Below are 19,329 nucleotides of genomic sequence, written 5' to 3'. Positions count from 1 at the left end.
ATTTCTCGTATTTATGATTTCTCGTATTTATGATTTCTATGTTTTTGAACCAATATCTTTTGTTTTTTTAGTTTCTACTTCTTTCGAGCATCCTATTGCTGTGATCAAATAAATCGTAAATTAGGCAAAAGAAAATCCTGTTGGGCTTCAGAACTATCACCTCCTAATTTCATTATACATTTTTAGTGGCAATATTTGGTAAAAAGATTAAAATATTTTAATTTTATGCATAAATAAGAAGACTGCTGAATGATATTATTCCCTTATAGTAGACACACAAAAAAGTCCATCCGATAATAAAGGAAGGTAGTCTACTATCATAATGAATGCATTCTCCTTTTCATCTGGTTGGAGGCTTTTTTTGTGGAGGAAAAGAACATTTAAAGATTATGAATAATTACATATAAATACAATGTGAAAATCAACAATATTTTTACTACATAGATTGGTTGTAATAATTTAATAAACTGTATGAACTAGTGTATGATAAGTAAATTACTATAAATGTTTAAACTTTCTATTGTATAGTTAAGGGGCGATTGTTGAATAGACTTTGCAATAATTGGAATTCACTAACTATTATTAAAGAGAAATTTAAATATCAATTTCAAAATTAATAAGGTGAAATAAATGATTATAAATACACTAAATGACGTCAATAAGTTAATTATAGAATGGCAAACTGCAATTGAAGCGGAACGAAATTATTTAAAATTTCATGGTGGGAGAAGTTATACCCTTTCTAAGGGGACTCCACTATATCAAATTGGACAAAGTACGGTTATCTTGTTTACGATTTATGCAGAAATTTTTGTCCCAGAAGGAACGCCGGTTCGAATAAAAATAGAAAATCAAGAATATCAAGGTGAATTGTTGTCATTTAAAGGCTCTCAAGTTGAAGTGAAAATAAATGAAAGAATTACTTCGACGATTCCACATGCTGAACTTTTTAATGAACCGTGGGAATTACTAGATCAATTAATTGAAAGACTTGAGGAAATAAAAGATTATCGTAGTAAACAAAAAAGAATTATGAAGCTAATGAATGCAGATTCAACTGCTAAACATTTAAGTAAAATGAAGAAAGAAAGTTCAACAAAGCAGGAGCTAATTTATCGTTCATTTTATAATGCAACAACATATATATGGGGGCCACCGGGTACTGGGAAATCTTATAATTTAACTAATATTATTTTAAAACATTATGAAAAAAACAAGTCAGTTTTAGTAATAGCTCATTCTAATGCTGCAGTAGATGTATTAATGAAAAATGTAATTCATGAATTAGAAAAGAAAGATAAATGGAAAAGTGGCGAGATTGTCCGCTATGGGTATTCAAAAGATGAAGTGTTATTACAACACGAAGATGTCCTTTCTTCTAAGCTTGTTGAAGTAAATGGAAGTATAAATCAATATGAATTGGAAAATTTAGATGAACGAAAGCACTCGATGCTAAGGAAAGCAAGAAGAGGTGCAGCCTCAAAAAAAGAATTAGATGATTTAAGTAAAATTCAAAATAAGTTAAATAAAATTCGAGGGGAAATTCGTGAAAAAGAAAAGGAATTAATTGATCAAGCAAAAGTGATTGGAACTACATTATCCAAATGTTCAATTGATCCTTTAATCTACTTACGCCAGTTCGATTTAGTCATTGTTGATGAAATTAGTATGGCATATACACCACAAATCGCATTTGCTTCAACATTAGGGAAACGAATTGTTGTATGCGGAGATTTTAAACAATTACCACCTATCGCATCATGTTTTCATAATGAATATGTGAAAAAGTGGCTACAAGAAGATTTATTTCATCATACTGGTATTGTTCAAAAAATAGAATATGGTGAGCCATTAATTAATTTAGTTTTACTGAATCAACAAAGGAGAATGCATCCGGCCATATCAGGATTTACGAATAAAGAAATCTATCATTCATTGGTGTTTGATCATCCTTCTGTTAAAAAAAGACAGGAAATCGCAAAACATAGGCCATTTCCAATGCAAGCAAATAGTTTAATAAATTCACAATTTCTTAAAACCTATGCTTTAAAAGATTCAAATACGAATTCTAGATATAATTTAGGGTCTGCGATTATTGCAATTCAATGTATTCTTTCAAGTATTGTAGATGGGGTCATGTCAATTGGAATTGTTACGCCATATAGAGCACAGGCAAAGTTACTTACGGCACTACATAAAGAGATGATCGGGAAAACAAAATATCGTGAATTACCGATACAAATCGCAACAGTTCACCGATTTCAAGGAGCGGAGTGTGACGTAATCATTTTTGATTCAGTTGATACGAAACCACAATATGCTCCTGGATTACTGCTTACAGATCAAAACAGTGAAAGATTAATTAATGTTGCTTTGACTAGAGCTCGAGGCAAATTTATCCATATTGCAGATATTCCATTTATGAAAAGTAAAACAAATTCAAAAAAGACGATTAATAAGTTAATTCATTTTCAAATGGAGAATGAATACAAGGTGAGTAAAGAAGAGTTTGAAAAGTTTTTTTCAAAGAGTATATCAAAGAGGTTAAGACTGTTTTCAAATGATTCATTGGACCTGAAAAAGGAATTAGTAAATGATCTAAAAAATGCTAAGAAAAAAATAATTGTCTCGATGCCAAATTTATCTGAAATGTCTTTGGAAATTCGAAAACTTATCAATGAAGTTGAGATACCAATTCTATTTCTAAGTGAAGCTCATTTTGAAAATCAAAAAAATAGAAGTTTTATAAAAAAAGATCAAGTTCAACCTTTCATTATGATTGATCATGAAATTTTATGGTATGGCATTCCTTTGTCGCATGTTAGTTTAAACCAATCAAATAACTCTGCGAGATTGAATTGTCCTTTAACGTGTCAAATATTAAAGGGATTTATAGACTATTAAAAGTTACATAGAAAGTATTCTATGTAACTTTTTTTTATTCTTATTAAATAATTTTGAGCATAAATTAAAAATAAAATGCTACGGGATAGGTGAATAAATGGTCGATCGATCGGTATTTTCTAAATTGTCTATGCCATGTGCTTTTTTAGATTGGGATGCTTTTGTTCAAAATGTGGATGATATTGCCGCTAAATCAAACGGTAAGAAAATACGAATTGCTACAAAATCAATTCGTAGTGTACAAGTTTTAAAATATATTTTAGAGAGCAATGATTGTTATGAAGGGCTAATGTGCTACAACCCCCATGAAGCAGATTTTCTTGCTGAAAATGGATTCGATAATTTATTAATTGGTTATCCAACAGTTGATGTAATAGGTTTAAATAAAATAGCATTACAAATAAAAAAGGGTAAAAAAATCATATGTATGGTGGATCAGACTGAACAAATTACTATTATTGAAAAGATTGCAGCAAAAAATGAGATTGTTATTCCACTTTGTATCGACATAGACATGAGTACATCATTTTTTGGTTTTCATTTTGGAGTTAGACGGTCACCAATAAAAGAACCTAGAGATTTAGTACCACTACTAACACATATATTGCAATCCTTGAATGTGCGTTTGGAAGGAATTATGGGATATGAGGCTCAAATTGCAGGGGTTGGTGATGATGCAAAAAATAGGGTATTGAAAAATAAAATAATCCAGTTTTTAAAGAAGAAATCATTAGGTGAAATAGCGAAAAAAAGAAAAGAAATTGTTAAATACATTGAAAAAGATGGTTACCATCTTGAGTTTGTAAATGGGGGAGGTACTGGAAGTCTTCACTCGACGACGAAGGAGAAAGTTGTTACTGAAGTAACAGTAGGCTCAGGATTTTACGCTCCAACATTATTTGATGAATACAGAAGTTTTCAATATCAGCCAGCAATAGGCTTTGCTTTACCAATCATTCGAAAACCAGCGGATAAGATTTTTACATGCACAAGTGGAGGATTTATCGCATCAGGTGCTGTAGGAAAAGAAAAATTACCGACCCCATATTCCCCAAATCATTGTACTTTATTGCCACTAGAAGGTGCTGGTGAAGTTCAAACCCCAGTTTTTTATTCAGGACATGAAGATTTAAAAATAGGAGAAGCTATTTTATTTAGACCAAGTAAGTCTGGTGAAATTGCTGAGCGTTTTTCTCATTTGTATGTAGTAAGTAAAAATAAGATTATCGACCGTTTCACAACATACAGAGGAGATAGGGGGTGCTTCCTATGAAAAGTATGTTATGGAAAAACTGGTCTGGAAGTGTAAAGTTTAAACCGAATCAAGTATTGTATCCATCCTCAATTGAAGAAATTGTAAACCACGTTAAAAAAGCTAACTCAGAAAAAAAGAAAATAAGAGTAGTAGGTTCAAGTCACTCATTTACTCCACTAATTTCAACAAACGACTATTTAATGTCACTAGATAATTTAAATGGTATTATTTCAATCAACAAACAGGAACAAATTGCTGAAGTCTGGGCTGGAACTAAGCTTGAGCAATTAGGGAATGAATTATACGAATTAGGTTATTCGCAAGAAAATTTAGGTGATATTAATGTTCAGTCGATTGCAGGAGCATTTTTGACGGGTACACACGGCACAGGAATCAATCACGGAATTCTATCTACACAAATCGAAGAGATGACAGTAGTATTACCATCAGGTGATTTATTAGATTGTTCAAAGACAAAAAATACAGATATATATAGGGCAATTGGCGTGTCGTTAGGTTTACTTGGCATAGTTGTTAAATTTAAAATTAGAATAAAGCCTGCAAAAACATATCGTTATGAGAGTAAAAAAATATTGATTGATGAAGTTTATAGTAATTTACTAAATTTGAAAAAAGAAAATGAACATTTTGAGTTTTACTTATTCCCTTATTCTGACTATGTTCAAGTAAAGGTAATGAATGAAACTAGAACGAAGAAACATTCATTTAAATTTGAGAAATGGAAGGTAGCAACCATTGAAAATAATGCCTTTTGGTTATTAAGTGAATTTAGTAGAAACTTTCCAAAAAGTAGTTCTCAAATTAGTAGAATAAGTGGTAGCAGTGTTCCAAATACAAGAATGGTCGGACCGAGCCATGAATTATTTGCAACTACTCGAAATGTAAAATTTAACGAAATGGAATACAGTATTCCAGCTGAATATATGAATGATGCGACGTTAGAAATACAAGAAGAAATAAAAAATAAACGATTTAACGTCCATTTCCCAATCGAATGTCGATTTGTAAAAGGAGATAATTTTTTAATAAGTCCTGCTTCGATGCGTGATTCAGCCTATATCGCAATCCATATGTATAAAGGAATGCCTCATCAAGAGTATTTTAATAGAATAGAAGAAATTCTTCAAAGCTATAATGGCAGACCACATTGGGGAAAAATGCATTCAATGAATAAAGAAAAACTAAATCACTCGTATCCATCATTATCTAATTTTCTTACTATTCGAAGTCAATTAGATAAGAATAATATTTTTGTGAATGCTTATTTAGCAAAATTATTTAAGTTTGAATAATTAGTCTTGCAGTTAAATGATTTAATAGGTTCAGCTGTAGTACCTTAATTATATAAAAGGTAATATTAAAAAGTACGAACATTAAGTGAAATTAATTGGAAAACTTAGTCTAAATAATAGGTATATTTCTATATAGTTTAAAATGACTGAACAAGCTTCAGTCATTTTCAGATTGTTGAAATTTAAAGACGTCAATAGGGAAAACGGACTTTAAATGAACATTAATAATGATGAATTCAGCATTTTTTGAATGATTTTTTAATGATTTTAAATGTAAATGTGTTTGAGCGATTTTATTTCCTATAATACTAGTAATGATTTTTTTAGAAGTTAAAAATATTATGGGCTATTTTTAGGAAAACAAATTCGATTGTTTAGTTTAATAAATGTTCAATATTAATTGATCTACAATCTGATTAAAGTTAGAATACTCTAAGGAAAGGCTATTTGATTAGGGTTTATCGCAGACATTTTTAGATGAATAAGTTAATTGGAATGGAGGGATGCTCCACTCCTATGGGATAAGCGGGAAGGCTGAGACCCCACAGGCTTGCCGAGGAGGCTAAAGAATCTCGCCCCATGGAAAGCGAGCATCCTGTAATGGAAATCAACATCACCCTACTCCTTTCACGAAAATTTGATAATTAATTGACAAGGTAGTTTTTCAACAGCGTGAAAATGACTGAACAAGCTTCAGTCATTTTTTTATGAAAATCTAATTGAAAATATTTATCAATTGTATTATGATGAGTAATGAGAAAAGTTATCAATATCACTTACATAATATATTATTTAGATTTTTCGGGGGTATTTTCATGAAGAAGCAAACTACTATGATCGCAATTTCTCTTGCTACAAGTTTAATGATGGCAGGTTGTGCACAAAAAAGTGAAGAAGCTAGTAATGTAAAAAAAGAAACAAAAGTAGAAGCAAAAATAAATTTAGATTCAGAGATTAATAATTATAGAGATTTCGTTGTATCTCAAACGGAAGAGTTCGTATCAAATACACAGAGGTTCGTTGATGCAATTAATGCAGGAAACATGGTAGAAGCAAAACGTTTATATCCAATTAGTCGTTCATATTACGAAAGAATTGAACCAGTAGCAGAATCATTCGGTGATTTAGATCCAAAAATCGATGCACGTGAAGGTGATGTACCTGCTAATGAGTGGACTGGTTTTCATAAAATTGAGCAAGTTCTTTGGGTTCAAAATACAACAAAAGGTCTAGAAAAATATACAGATCAACTTATGAAGGATGCAAACTACTTAAGAGCAAAAGTAGAAACAGCTGAAATTGATCCAGTATTATTTGTAACAGGTCCTGTGGAATTATTAAATGAAGTTTCATCTTCAAAGGTTACAGGTGAAGAAGAACGATATTCTCATACTGATTTAGCTGATTTTGCAGCTAATGTGGAAGGTTCAGATAAAATCGTGCAATTATTATCAGATAAATTAAAAGCTAAAGATGCTGATTTAGCTTCAACAATTAAAACTAGATTCGATGAATTAATGACAACTTTAAATACTTATAAAAAAGGTGATCAATACGTTGATTACAAACAGTTAAAAGAAGATGAAGTGAAAAAATTAGCTCAACAAGTAGATGCATTAGCTGAACCGATTTCTCAAGTTGGGTCAACATTAGGGGTTAAATAATATGAAAAAATTAGAAACCAATAAAGTTTCTAGAAGAGATGCATTAAAACTTATTGGGGTTGGTGGAGCTGGTATACTAATTGGTGCAACTGGTATTGAAGCAGCTACTGAAAAAGTAACTAATTTCTTTTCACCGGCTAAAGCGGATGCAAAAGAGATTCTTCCGTTTTATGGTAAAAAGCAACAAGGTATTACAACACCTGCCCAAGATTTTATGTATTTGGCGTCATTTAAACTAGAAACTACTTCAAAAGCAGATGTCAAAACAATGTTTAAAAAATGGACTGAAGCAGCAGCTTTAATGAGTGAAGGTAAAGAACTAGGCGATTCTGAATTTCCTTCATCACCACCAATTGATACGGGTGAAGCAACAGGTCTACAACCAATGAAGCTTACGTTTACATTTGGAGTTGGACCTTCATTTTTTGATCGATTATCAATTCAATCAAGTAAACCATCGGGGTTAAAAGATTTACCTCATTTCCCTGGTGATGATTTAAGAGAGGAATGGAACGGTGGAGACATCGTAGTTCAAGTTTGTGCAAATGATCAACAAGTTGCGTTTCATGGCGTAAGAAACTTAATTCGAATTGGACGCGGAACGGTTAGTTTAAAATGGATGCAGCACGGATTCCAACGTTCATCTGGAGCCGATCCATCTGGTAGTACACCTAGGAACCTAATGGGCTTTAAAGACGGTACTGGAAACCCAGATACAAAAGATGAAAAAGAAATGAATACACATATTTGGGTGCAAAATGGCGATGGTCCTGCTTGGCTAACAGGTGGTTCTTATCTAGTTGCTAGACGTATTCGAATTCGTGTTGAGGAATGGGATCGTAGTTCATTACAAGATCAAGAACAAACATTTGGACGTCACAGAGCATCTGGTGCACCAATTGGTGAAAGTAGTGAATTTGCTAAAATAGATTTAAAGAAAACAGATGATAATGGGAAATTACTGATTCCTGCAGATTCACATGTTGCCTTAGCAAGAGGAAAAGGTAAAATAAAAATATTAAGAAGATCTTATTCATATACTGACGGACTTGATATCCAAACAGGAAAATTAGATGCAGGCTTACTATTTGTTAGTTTCCAAAGAGACTTAGAAAAACAATTTATTCCTTTACAAGATAAATTAGCAAAAATGGATTTATTGAACGAATACATTGAGCATAATGGTAGTGCAGTATTTGCATGCTTCCCAGGTGTTAAGAATGGAAGTTATATTGGTGAAGGATTACTTTAGGTGAATTACATGAAAAAAAATATACTTTTAGCAGCTAGTTTACTATTTTTTAGTTTAATATTTAGTCCGTTTCATAAAACATTTGCTGAAACTGATATTCAAGAACAAGTACTTTCACATATTGGTAACTCTTTAACAGAAGTTAAAAATGGTGAAAAAGATAAAGTAAAAACAGATTTATTAGCGATTAAAGAATTAATTAAAAATGAGAAAAAAACTTCAAGATTAACTAAACTTGTTGACCAAGCGATTAAAGATATCGATCAAAATGAACTTGCAACAGTAAAAGATGATATTCGCGGCATAGCTTTTGAAACAGAAAAGTGGATTGAAAATACGAATGATAAAAAAGATCTTTCTCAAATTAATCTTACTAAACTATTATTTCATTTAAATAATGTTAAAACTTTATCAAATGAATCGAATTGGGAAAAAGCACAAACAGAGTATAAGCTTTTTGAAATTGAATGGTCTAAAGTAGAAAATGATATAAGAAAAGCAAACAGTGGTTTTTATGGTTCAATCGAAGCAAATATGATTACTTCAAGGTCAACTTTGTTTACTGAAAAACCTTCAATTACTAAAGTAAATGAATCTTTTACTAAATTAATTGATGTTTTGAATAATCCAAGTAGTGACACAACAAAAGAAGTCAGTATTGAAAAAGCAATCAAGCTACTCAATCAAACAATCAATTATGTAGAATCTAATGATACAGAAAAAGCACAAACTACTTTTAATGAATTTATACAAGATTGGCCTTATGTTGAAGTAATGGTTCAAGCAAATTCAATGGAATTATATAAGAAGATTGAAAATGATACATCCATTGCATTAACTCAGTTAACAGAAAAGCCTAAATCTGCTACAACGATGAAAACATTAAAACAAATTCAAAACAATTTAAACTTAGCTACGAAGAAAACATCCTATACGACGTTTGATGCAGGGACAATTGTATTCCGTGAAGGTTTAGAGGCTTTAATTATTATTTCCGCTTTACTAGCATTAGTGTCAAAAGGTAAACAAGAATCAGCACGTAAGTGGATCTTCGTTGGTGGTGCTTTTGGTATAGTAGCTAGTTTAGTAGCCGGTTTATTATTCCAGTTTTTATTATCAAAAATCTCAGCCGGAATTAGTAATCAATTAATTGAAGGGATCTCTGGTCTTATTGCGGTTGTTTTCATGTTAACAGTTGGGTTATGGTTGCATAAACAATCTCGTCAACAAGAATATGGTAGCAAGATGAAAGAAAAAGCAAAAGCAGCTATTGCAGGCGGAGGAATTCTTTCATTAAGTTTACTTTCATTTTTTGCAGTATTTAGAGAAGGCGCCGAAACGGTCGTGTTTTATATCGGTATGAGTTCTTCAATTACAGCGAAAGAATTGATTGCTGGTTTTTCAGGTGGGATCATTTTACTTGTTATAATTGGAATCTTCATCTTAAAAGGAAGCAAATTTATTCCTTTAAAGCCGTTTTTTACAATCGCAAGTTTATGTATTTATTACTTGACGTTTAAATTCATTGGTCAAAGTATTCATGCATTACAAGGAATTGGCTATTTGCCTGACCATATGAGCACTATTTTTCCAACAATACCTAAATTAGGGATTTATCCTTCCCTAGAAAGTATCATTCCACAACTAATTTTATTACTATTTGTCATTTGGTTGTTCGTTGGAACAAGAATTAAAAACAATAATAAATCAATTGCTGCTTAAAACAGTATAAGAAAACAGACATAATTGTCATTCGAATAGACAATTTATGTCTGTTTTTTATCGTCTTTTTAGTTTAGTAAAAGTCCAATTAGGCTAATGAAATTCATTTTATAAAAAATTGGAAAATTATGAGCTAAAATATTTAAAAATTCTTTTAAAAGAGATAAGATAAGATGAAAGAAATATATGGGTTTAACATAATGATATTATGTAAACTGGGTAATGTAAGGAGGATTTAAAATGATTCAAAAAGCTACATTTGCAGGTGGTTGTTTTTGGTGTATGGTAACACCGTTTGAGGATTTACCTGGTATACATGGTATTGTTTCAGGTTATATGGGTGGGGAATTAGAAAACCCTACGTATGAAGAGGTTAAAAAGGGGACTACTGGTCATTATGAAGTAGTTCAAATTACATTTGACGATGAATTATTCTCATACAAAAAACTATTAGAATTATTTTGGCCACAAATTGATCCAACAGATCCAGACGGTCAATTCCAGGATAGAGGTTCACAATACCGAGCTGCAATCTTTGTTCATAATGATTCACAGCTTAAGGAAGCAATGGAATCAAAAGAAAAATTAATTGAAAGTAATATTTTTAAGAAACCGATCGTAACTGAAATATTACAGGCAACTACTTTTTATGAGGCTGAAGAGTATCACCAAGACTATCATAAAAAAAATCCAAAACACTATAAAGAAGATAGAGCGATGTCTGGAAGAGACGAATTTATTGAATCAAATTGGAAAAAGTAGGCAGGGAAACAATAGAAGCTCCATTAGAGCTTCTATTATTTTTAAGAGTGCATAGGAATATTTATCTATTGTGAAAAAATTCAATCCTTATATCTGCTCTCGAATGGAGGTATACTATGGAAACTAATCGAAGGCTAGTGACGATCGGGTTGTTGGTAGCAGTTACATTGTCTGCGATTGAAGGGACGATTATAACAACTGCCACACCTACCATCACTACAGAATTATCTGGTGTTAAGTTGATGAGTTGGATTTTTGCAGCTTATATGTTGGCAATGACTGTAACGACACCGATTTATGGGAAGTTATCGGATTTATATGGTCGCAAAAACTTATTAATGTTTGGGATCATTTTATTTATTTTAGGTTCAGTATTATGTGGTTTTTCACAAAATATGGGTCAATTAATATTATTTCGTACAATTCAAGGGCTAGGTGCAGGAGCAGCATTACCTTTAACGATGACGGTAATAAGTGATTTGTATCCATTTCAAGAAAGGGCTAAAGTTCAAGGGTATATTAGTGCCGTTTGGGCAGTTTCAAGTGTAATTGGTCCATTAGTTGGAGGATTTTTTGTAGACTTCATTTCTTGGCGTTATATCTTTTTTATTAATTTTCCATTCGGAATCATTTCTATTATTCTATTTTGGAAATTTTATCATCAAAAAATTGACCGTAAAAATACAATTTCAATTGATTATTTAGGATCCATTCTTTTTATATTAAGTACTTTATCAGCTTTATATGCTTTAGTTGTAGGGGGAGAGCAACATAACTGGACTTCTCCGGATTTATTATTCCTTTTTGCATTTGCAATCATTTTATTTGGGTTATTTCTATTTGTTGAAACAAGAGCAAAGGAGCCATTATTACCACTTTCTTTATTTAAAATCCGTCATTTAGTTGTAACATATGCAGCAATGTTTATTGCACATGCACTTCTAATCTCGATCGAGGTCTATTTACCAGTTTATAATCAAAGTGTGTTTGGATTAAGTGCGACACAGTCAGGTTTAATGTTAATTCCACTTTCATTTGCTTGGACACTAGGTTCATTTTTATCTGGTCGCTTCATTAAGAAAATGAAGGCAAGAAATATTATCCTATTAGGTGCTTTTTTATGTATTATAGGTGCCTTAGGGATGAACTTTTTCCATGATTCAAAACTATTAATTTATCCATTTAATGCATTTTTAGGTCTTGGCTTTGGATTATCTTTTCCAATTTATATGATCCTAATTTCATCAGCTGTAGGAATGAACCAAAGGGGTATTGCAATTGCTGCAAATTCCTTTTTAAATACTTTTTCCCAAACAATTACGGTTGCAGTGTTAGGAACTATTTTTACAATTAAGGCATCCGAAGTATTGAATGGTCAAAAATTAGTACTTAATGCTCATAATCAAATCAATCATTTATCGACAGTAAAAGCTGTTACTGCAGGTTTTGAAATCATCACTTTATTTATGGCAGTTTTTAGTATTATTACGTTTATTTTCGTCTTATTTTTACCTTCTGAACAATCTGAAGAAAAAAAGGTTGAAATTGCACACTAATTTAGAAAAAGAAAGCTGGGAGACAATGAACAACACACTTAAAGGGGTTTTGTACGGTGTACTTGCATATGTGGTATGGGGTGTCTTACCAATTTATTGGAAACTAATTCAAGATATTTCTCCTTTTGAAATATTAACTCATCGTATTATATGGTCTTTTGTAACGTTAATACTTTTCATTCTTCTTACAAAAAAATTAAGGCAATTTAAAAATACTTGGAAGCAATTGGTAAGTAATAAAAAAGTATTAGTTTCAATGATTGCTATTTCACTATTAATTAGTACCAATTGGCTAATATATATTTGGGCCGTCAATTCAAATCATATTCTTGATGCAAGTTTAGGCTATTATATTAATCCTTTAGTTAGTATTATACTTGGTGTAATCGTATTAAAAGAGTCTCTGTCAATTTGGCAAATCGTTTCAGTTTGTTTAGCAACAATAGGTGTTGGATATTTAACAATCATGTCAGGTACGTTACCAATCGTAGCCATACTATTATCTTTAACATTTGCCTTTTATGGATTATTGAAAAAGATTTTAAATATCGATTCTTTTTTAAGCCTTACAATTGAGACATTAATAATTTTTCCAGTAGCCTTACTGTACTTTGGTTTCCTAGCTTATAAAGGCCAAGCAGGACTTGTACAAAGTGCACCAATTGAGCAATTATTAATAGTAGGTGCTGGTTTAGTAACAATCATTCCATTATTATTTTTCGGTAAAGCAGCACAATTAATTCCTTATACGTATGTTGGTTTTTTGCAATTTATATCACCAACAATTAGTTTATTAATAGGGATTTTAGTATACGATGAAAGTTTCTCAAAGAAAGACTTTATCTCATTTTCATTTATTTGGTTAGCTTGTATCGTATTTGCGGTCTCAACGACACCGTTTATGAAATCCATTGAACAAAAACTTAAAAATCGAAATAAAAAACAATCAATATCTGCCTAAAAATATTTTATGTTTGTAGCATTGAAAGGAGTAAAAATGGCTGTAAGTAAAACGAATGCAATGAGAATGTTAGATTCAAAAAAAGTTAACTATACAACTTTAATTTATGACTCGAATGATGGATTGATTGATGGGATATCAGTAGCAAATAAAATAAATAAAGATCCTGAATTAGTTTATAAAACACTTGTATCCATCAGTCCATCCAAGGCGATTTATGTATTTGTCATACCAGTCGAAAAAGAATTAGATTTAAAATTAGCAGCAAAAGCTGCTGGAGAAAAGAAAGTAGAATTATTGCCAGTGAAAGACCTTTTAGCAAGTACAGGATATGTTCGAGGTGGATGTTCACCTATTGGTATGAAAAAGCAATACCCTACTTTTATTGAAGAATCTGTTAATAATATAGAAGAGATTATTGTAAGCGGTGGAAAAATAGGTATACAACTTCAATTGAATGCAAAAGATTTAATACAAACAACTCGTAGCAAAATAGCAAAAATTTCAAAATAAACGAGTCTTATGAGGGATCCAAATGGTAGGGTATTTTATGTTTTATTTAGTAATTGTCAACATTGTTTCATTCGCAATTATGGGAATTGATAAGTCTAGGGCAAAAAGAAAAGCATGGAGAATTCCTGAACGTATCTTATTTTTACTTGCAATTATCGGGGGTTCGATTGGTTCAATTTTAGGAATGTATTATTTTAAACATAAAACAAAGCATCCAACATTTGTTTTTGGTTATTGGATCATCCTATTTATCCAATTTGTTATCTATTTTTTCTTCCTGTAATTTATTGGGATAGTCTGACCTTAATTGTATAAAATATTTTTATGACAATTTAAGGAGGCGAAAGAAATGGGACGTGGAAATGGTGGAAGAAAAAATAACGCCGGTCAAAAACAACCTAACTACGAAGATAAATCAAATTTATCTGAATCAAAAAAAGCACAAAAGTAAAAAAGTTAGCCTGTGATCATTTGGTTGATACAGGCTTTCTTATTGGAAGTGGGGAATAATAAATGCAAAATGAATGGTTTTCAAGAATTAAAGGAATCGATATAGATGAAGTCTCAAATGAAAATATGACGATCTATTTTATAAAAGAAGAGGATTTAAATGAGGCTAAAAAGGACTTAACTAAAAAAATACAATGGCCAGAAAATTGGTTAATCATTGGTTTCGATGACGAAACGGATGATGTTATTTTTATCAATGAGGAATCAGGGGAAGTATGTACTACCTATGAATTTGAACGAAAATGGGAAGTCGTTACACTGTATACAAGTTTGAATGAATTTTTAGCTGCATACGGATATTGAAATTTAATAAAATGAGGGTGTTCCAACATTGTAATTAAGATGGACCCCTTTTTTTTATGAAAGGGACTGTAAATTACCTGTACCGGTTGGGTATTATGACCTTGAAATTGTAAGATTGTTGATACTTTTTAAATTAGTTACTAGTAAATATGTTCTAATTTATTCGAAATTCATTAAAAATCTGTCCTCACTTACATATCAAATGTGTTTAATACTCCCGATTACCACACTTAAGTTAAGAAATAAGAATGAAAAAGAGGAGCCTCTGTGTCAGTTAACTTGACTATTGAGACAGCCTCTTTTAATTACATTGATAAGTTTTTGGTTTCATTCACTAACTCTGCTTTAGATTTTTTGTCATTATATAATAATCTAGCAAGAATTAAGAGAGAAACCGTTCCGAAAATTAAAACCATATATTGTAAACCAATTGTATCTAAAAATAGTCCTGTACCTAAAAGAACAATCTGGAATGTTACTCTGTCATACATACTTCTAAATGAGAAAAGTCGACCATGGTATGATTTGTCAATTGAAGTTTGGAAAACAGTTGAACAAACAGGAAAGAAGCAACCAACTGAAAATCCGAAAATTGCAAATGAGATAAGTGTCATCCAATGGTGATCTGCAAAGAAAAGTGATAGCTGAGCAAAAGCTACTAAAAAAGTTGAAAAGTATAATAATTGTTTATTCGTATACCTTTTTGTTAATCGTTTTATAACAAATGCTCCAATCATGAACGAGATACCTTCACTTGTATAAATTAGGCCTTTAATTGAAGGATCATGTTGAAGATCACTTATTTCGATTACCATTAAATTAAATCCGCCAAGAAAAAGTACTGGCACCAGGTTTAAAATAAATAAATTTAGGATTGTTGGACTGTTCCTTATAAGAGCAAATATTTCAGCAAATCCTTTATCTGCTTTAGATTTTTTTGTTTTTTCTACATTTATTGGTTTGATCATAGGTTCTTCTATTCGTAAAAAGAACGTCATGAAAAATAAAAATGCATATGCTAGCATACTCATTCCGTATACATTTGTGAGACTTGTTGATACAACTAAAATACCACCAATTGAAGTTCCAGCAATTCTTGATATTGTAGAAATATTCATATGAATCCCATTTAAAGTTAATAACTGTTCGTTTTTAACAATCATTGGTATAACAGCTTGAAGCGCTGGGAAATAAAATGCAGCAGAAATTTGCAGCATAACTAAAAATAAAACCATGAAAATGATACTTTCGTATTGAATTGCAAAAAACATAAGAATCACACTTAAAGTTCGGCCTAAACCACTAATTAATAAAATCCTTTTCTTTGAATATTGATCAATTAACCGTCCAGCCAACGGACCAACAAACACTCCTGCTAATAAACCGAAAAAAAGAATTAACGATTTAAAGAAATCAGAAGGTACATGTTTTTGCATAAATTCCAAATTTCCGATAATTCCGAACCAAAGACCTATACCGGCACCAAATTCACCGAACAAAACGATCCAAACGTTTCGGTTTTTCCACATAAAAATTTCTCCCCACTTACCCTTAATATAATTCGACAAAATCTATTATCTCATCAATAGTAAAAAAAGACTATGTAAAATCCATATAAAAATAGAAAAAGTAGAATATAGGTTTTGATTAATTGTGTTGTTGAGGTGCTTGTTTAACTAACTGGCAGGATCGTTGCATAAGTATTATCTTCAATTCTATGTTAAAAAGGTTACCCTTCTAAATGCGTGTTTTTTCGTTCCTTTAATTACCAAGTGACAAAGGTATATTTTCATTTATGATAAAGATAGTAATACAGCAATACAGCAATCCAACAACTAGACAAGGCATGGAGGAACTGGAAGTGAAAAATAGGTTTGTAAAAGTTGCGTTAACAGTTGGTATTTTAACGAGTGGATTTTTTGGAGTAGCGAATGGATCAGATGCAACGACTCAGAAAAATGATTTAGTCATGTATATATATGTTGGTGGGAAAAACGTTAAAACTTACAATTTCCCGGATGCGAAATATCCGGAATCGGCAAAACATTGGAAAGATGCGTTAAGAAAAGGTGAGTCGAATTTCTGTACGATTAAAAGGGGCGAAGCTGAGTATAACCGTAGCCAATCATTAAAAGGTATCAAAACGAAAAAAGGATATGACCGAGACGAGTTTCCATTTGCGATGTGTGATGAAGGTGGAAAAGGTGCAGATGTGAGATTGATACATTCGAGCGATAACCGTGGTAGTGGGGCATCAGTAGGGAATACGTTACGTCCGTATAAGAATGGTACAAAGGTAAAATTTGTGATTAAGTAATTTATATAAATTGTAGTAAACATTTCAAACAATTTACGATGCTGACCCTAGCGACCCTAACGATATAGACCGTGACAATGACGAATTGTCTTGTGACAGTTTGCCAAATTGAAAAAGTAGTTTTTTAGCAAAAAAGGGTGTTCATTTATTTGAACGCCTTTTTCAGATCCGCAGAAATTCCAGAGGTTAATAAACTGGAATAACGTACCTTTCATAGTTTTAATTACCAAAAAGGGCTCAATTTTAGCTTGCAGTTCGTTTTTTTGAAGTAAATGGCTGTTTTGTTACATAAGAAAGGGAATACGATTTTCTTTATAGAATATAATTATTGATTATTAATCATTAAGGCGAGAATTAAATGAACATTAGAGAAATCAAACTAGACGATGCAGAAAATTTTGTCCAACTAATTAAAGAAGTTGAAAAACGGGCTGATTTCATGCTTTATGGGGCTGGAGAAAGAAATATTACGGTCGAGAAACAACGTAAACAGTTAGAAGTTATTGAGAAATCACCGAATTCAACCATATTTGTTGCGGAAGATTCTTCTGGAATATTAGTCGGTTATGCGTTTGCGATTGGGAGTAGTGTGATAAGAAAAAAACATTCGGTCTTCTTGCAATTGGAATCTTAGAGGATTATACAGGTAAAGGTATTGGTACTAAATTATTTCAAAACATAGAAGAATGGGCAATTAAACATAGGATTTCAAGATTAGAACTGACTGTTGTAAAACAAAATGAAGCAAGAGTATGTTTATATAAAAAGATGGGGTAAGAAATTGAAGGAACAAAAAGAAACTCATTAATAATAGAAGGTAATAGTTTTGATGAATACTACATGTCTAAATTATTATAATGAGTTCTTATATAACTACTGCATGAGATAGTTGAACAACACGGAAGTAAAGATTTATAAAAGGGCTTTAAAAGAAAGTAATATTGATTAACTTATGAAAAGAGGATTTTATATGATATTGGAAGCCGTTATGCTACAAGTTAAGGATGGTATGGAAGCGGAATATGAAGAAGCATTTCGTGGGGCATCAGAAATAATTTCTTCAATGAAAGGTTACTTATCTCACGAATTACAGCATTGTCTGGAAGTAAAGGGGAAATATTTACTACTGGTTCAATGGGAAACATTAGAAGACCATACAGTTGGATTTAGACAATCTACCGAGTATCAAGAATGGAAAAAGCAATTACATCATTTTTATGACCCATTTCCGACTGTTGAACATTTTAAAAAGGTTAAACTTTAGTAAGCCATATTCAACTACTTGGAAGTACGAGATAAACTTTCTTTCACTGAGGTGAATCTGAAAAAATGATCGACGATTCGTCGGTCATTTTTTATTGTTCAATTTAACACTTTTAGTTAAATAGGAAAAAGGACATCTTGATCTCGATATTGAATAAAGTGATATCAGTGATATGAAAGAGAAGTGGCTATATTGAAAACAGTAAAGTGTTAATCTTTTAAAGGCGGTGTATATTTATGAACAGCAGTCCTATTGTGAAAGAATACTCTAATGATTATCAAGCTCAAGTAGTAGATTTGATTCTTGATATTCAGCAAAAAGAATACAATATTAAGATCACCAAGGATGACCAGCCTGATTTGTTTACTATAGAAGAATTTTATCAGAATGGAAAAGGGAACTTTTGGGTGGCTATATATGGCGATAAAGTAGTTGGTACAATCAGTCTTTTAGATATAGGGAATCAAAAAGTTGCGTTAAGAAAAATGTTTGTAGACAAGGAATACAGAGGTACAAAATATAAAACTGCAAGTCTTTTATTAAATAATGCTATTAAATGAGCGAAAGAAATGTCAATAAAAGCAATTTATCTTGGAACAACTCCTCAATTTTTAGCAGCACATCGATTTTATGAAAAAAATGGTTTTACAAGTGTAGAAGTTACCGATTTACCTGAAAAATTTCCAGTCATCAAGGTCGATAAAAAATTCTATAAGTATTTGGTTGAATAGATAGAAGTGAATACATAACAAGAAAAGAATAACTGTGGACTTGAGCAGTCTGTCTTTGTTCTTTTCCTTCTTTCACTAATGGGTGGTATATAATCGTTTGGAATATTGGGTTAGTCCTATCCATCTTTAGGAAAAAGTATTTAACAACGCATATTCTTGTTTAGCATGAATCGACTGCTTCGGTGGTCTTTTTTTGATCTAAATTACAGGGTAGTTGCTAAAGAATTGGCTTTTTTAATCGTTAATTTTATCCATTCTTTGTTATGAGGGACCAAAGTAATAAAAAGGCTAGATACATGAAG

Annotated in this window: 17 protein-coding genes and 1 pseudogene; 17 read left to right on the top strand and 1 reads right to left on the bottom strand. The window is 31.5% G+C overall.

What is annotated here, in order from left to right; genetic code table 11:
- Window positions 1–630: 630 nt before the first annotated feature.
- The 12 genes from MY490_RS12560 (at window position 631) to MY490_RS12505 (ending at window position 14,715) form a co-directional block, all read left to right on the top strand.
- A complete protein-coding gene (locus MY490_RS12560; RefSeq protein ID WP_248266026.1) occupies window positions 631–2,904 on the top strand; it encodes an AAA domain-containing protein in 2,274 nt (757 codons plus the stop codon).
- A 97-nt stretch (window positions 2,905–3,001) separates the two neighbouring features.
- Complete coding sequence (locus MY490_RS12555; protein WP_248266025.1) at window positions 3,002–4,177, top strand: amino acid deaminase/aldolase; 1,176 nt, start codon at window positions 3,002–3,004, stop codon at window positions 4,175–4,177.
- Window positions 4,165–5,472: a D-arabinono-1,4-lactone oxidase gene (locus tag MY490_RS12550; protein WP_248266024.1), complete on the top strand. Its 1,308-nt coding sequence runs from the start codon at window positions 4,165–4,167 to the stop codon at window positions 5,470–5,472. The genes MY490_RS12555 and MY490_RS12550 overlap by 13 nt, the downstream gene beginning before the upstream one ends.
- A gap of 815 nt (window positions 5,473–6,287) precedes the next feature.
- Entirely contained in the window at window positions 6,288–7,136 is an 849-nt protein-coding gene (gene efeO / locus MY490_RS12545; RefSeq protein WP_248266023.1) for an iron uptake system protein EfeO, read from the top strand.
- A gap of 1 nt (window position 7,137) precedes the next feature.
- Window positions 7,138–8,388, top strand: a complete 1,251-nt coding sequence (efeB, locus tag MY490_RS12540) for an iron uptake transporter deferrochelatase/peroxidase subunit (RefSeq protein ID WP_248266022.1) — start codon at window positions 7,138–7,140, stop codon at window positions 8,386–8,388.
- Window positions 8,389–8,397: 9 nt separating this feature from the next.
- Complete coding sequence (locus MY490_RS12535; protein WP_248266021.1) at window positions 8,398–10,110, top strand: FTR1 family iron permease; 1,713 nt, start codon at window positions 8,398–8,400, stop codon at window positions 10,108–10,110.
- A gap of 243 nt (window positions 10,111–10,353) precedes the next feature.
- Entirely contained in the window at window positions 10,354–10,872 is a 519-nt protein-coding gene (gene msrA, locus MY490_RS12530) for a peptide-methionine (S)-S-oxide reductase MsrA (RefSeq protein ID WP_097977945.1), read from the top strand.
- Window positions 10,873–10,988: 116 nt separating this feature from the next.
- Window positions 10,989–12,428: an MDR family MFS transporter gene (locus tag MY490_RS12525; RefSeq protein WP_248266020.1), complete on the top strand. Its 1,440-nt coding sequence runs from the start codon at window positions 10,989–10,991 to the stop codon at window positions 12,426–12,428.
- 25 nt (window positions 12,429–12,453) lie between these two features.
- Window positions 12,454–13,389, top strand: coding sequence for an EamA family transporter RarD (rarD, locus tag MY490_RS12520; RefSeq protein ID WP_248266019.1), 936 nt, complete (start codon window positions 12,454–12,456; stop codon window positions 13,387–13,389).
- 36 nt (window positions 13,390–13,425) lie between these two features.
- On the top strand, window positions 13,426–13,902 hold the full coding sequence (ybaK, locus tag MY490_RS12515) for a Cys-tRNA(Pro) deacylase (RefSeq protein WP_248266018.1): 477 nt from the start codon (window positions 13,426–13,428) through the stop codon (window positions 13,900–13,902).
- Window positions 13,903–13,939: 37 nt separating this feature from the next.
- The gene (locus tag MY490_RS12510) at window positions 13,940–14,185 is read left to right on the top strand and encodes a DUF1294 domain-containing protein (protein ID WP_248266017.1); all 246 of its coding nucleotides are present in this window, start codon (window positions 13,940–13,942) and stop codon (window positions 14,183–14,185) included.
- A gap of 230 nt (window positions 14,186–14,415) precedes the next feature.
- Window positions 14,416–14,715, top strand: a complete 300-nt coding sequence (locus tag MY490_RS12505) for an SMI1/KNR4 family protein (protein WP_248266016.1) — start codon at window positions 14,416–14,418, stop codon at window positions 14,713–14,715.
- 305 nt (window positions 14,716–15,020) lie between these two features.
- Here the strand turns inward: MY490_RS12505 and MY490_RS12500 are convergent, their stop codons facing one another.
- Window positions 15,021–16,244 (bottom strand): MFS transporter, encoded by a 1,224-nt coding sequence (locus MY490_RS12500; RefSeq protein WP_248266015.1) that lies wholly within the window; start codon window positions 16,242–16,244, stop codon window positions 15,021–15,023.
- Between the two features lie 332 nt (window positions 16,245–16,576).
- Between MY490_RS12500 and MY490_RS12495 the strand changes: the two genes are divergently transcribed.
- From MY490_RS12495 to MY490_RS12480, 5 genes and pseudogenes are all read left to right on the top strand, one after another.
- Window positions 16,577–17,032, top strand: coding sequence for a NucA/NucB deoxyribonuclease domain-containing protein (locus tag MY490_RS12495; RefSeq protein WP_248266014.1), 456 nt, complete (start codon window positions 16,577–16,579; stop codon window positions 17,030–17,032).
- Window positions 17,033–17,390: 358 nt separating this feature from the next.
- Window positions 17,391–17,666 carry a GNAT family N-acetyltransferase gene (locus MY490_RS22240; RefSeq protein WP_348983765.1) on the top strand — a complete coding sequence of 92 codons (276 nt, stop codon included), beginning with the start codon at window positions 17,391–17,393 and terminating at the stop codon, window positions 17,664–17,666.
- A complete protein-coding gene (locus MY490_RS22235) occupies window positions 17,654–17,809 on the top strand; it encodes a GNAT family N-acetyltransferase (RefSeq protein ID WP_348983795.1) in 156 nt (51 codons plus the stop codon). Before MY490_RS22240 ends, MY490_RS22235 begins: the two co-directional genes overlap by 13 nt.
- Before the next feature lie 193 nt (window positions 17,810–18,002).
- Window positions 18,003–18,296, top strand: coding sequence for an antibiotic biosynthesis monooxygenase family protein (locus MY490_RS12485; RefSeq protein ID WP_248266013.1), 294 nt, complete (start codon window positions 18,003–18,005; stop codon window positions 18,294–18,296).
- A 236-nt stretch (window positions 18,297–18,532) separates the two neighbouring features.
- Window positions 18,533–19,027: pseudogene (locus tag MY490_RS12480) on the top strand (GNAT family N-acetyltransferase).
- Window positions 19,028–19,329 lie beyond the last annotated feature (302 nt).

Origin of the sequence: Gottfriedia acidiceleris (genome assembly GCF_023115465.1) — a bacterium.
Classification (GTDB): Bacteria; Bacillota; Bacilli; order Bacillales; family Bacillaceae_G; genus Gottfriedia; species Gottfriedia acidiceleris_B.
The sequence above is the reverse complement of the archived record's forward strand: the minus strand, read 5'-3'. Positions and strand labels throughout refer to the sequence as shown.

What these genes read in the sequence shown, in the direction of transcription:
- MY490_RS12560 (WP_248266026.1), top strand. Translation starts at nt 631, where the DNA reads ATGATTATAAATACACTAAATGACGTCAATAAGTTAATTATAGAATGG.
- MY490_RS12535 (WP_248266021.1), top strand. Translation starts at nt 8,398, where the DNA reads ATGAAAAAAAATATACTTTTAGCAGCTAGTTTACTATTTTTTAGTTTA.
- ybaK (WP_248266018.1), top strand. Translation starts at nt 13,426, where the DNA reads ATGGCTGTAAGTAAAACGAATGCAATGAGAATGTTAGATTCAAAAAAA.
- MY490_RS12555 (WP_248266025.1), top strand. Translation starts at nt 3,002, where the DNA reads ATGGTCGATCGATCGGTATTTTCTAAATTGTCTATGCCATGTGCTTTT.
- rarD (WP_248266019.1), top strand. Translation starts at nt 12,454, where the DNA reads ATGAACAACACACTTAAAGGGGTTTTGTACGGTGTACTTGCATATGTG.
- efeB (WP_248266022.1), top strand. Translation starts at nt 7,138, where the DNA reads ATGAAAAAATTAGAAACCAATAAAGTTTCTAGAAGAGATGCATTAAAA.
- MY490_RS12485 (WP_248266013.1), top strand. Translation starts at nt 18,003, where the DNA reads ATGATATTGGAAGCCGTTATGCTACAAGTTAAGGATGGTATGGAAGCG.
- MY490_RS22240 (WP_348983765.1), top strand. Translation starts at nt 17,391, where the DNA reads ATGAACATTAGAGAAATCAAACTAGACGATGCAGAAAATTTTGTCCAA.
- MY490_RS12525 (WP_248266020.1), top strand. Translation starts at nt 10,989, where the DNA reads ATGGAAACTAATCGAAGGCTAGTGACGATCGGGTTGTTGGTAGCAGTT.
- MY490_RS12505 (WP_248266016.1), top strand. Translation starts at nt 14,416, where the DNA reads ATGCAAAATGAATGGTTTTCAAGAATTAAAGGAATCGATATAGATGAA.
- efeO (WP_248266023.1), top strand. Translation starts at nt 6,288, where the DNA reads ATGAAGAAGCAAACTACTATGATCGCAATTTCTCTTGCTACAAGTTTA.
- MY490_RS12510 (WP_248266017.1), top strand. Translation starts at nt 13,940, where the DNA reads ATGTTTTATTTAGTAATTGTCAACATTGTTTCATTCGCAATTATGGGA.
- MY490_RS12500 (WP_248266015.1), bottom strand. Translation starts at nt 16,244, where the DNA reads ATGTGGAAAAACCGAAACGTTTGGATCGTTTTGTTCGGTGAATTTGGT.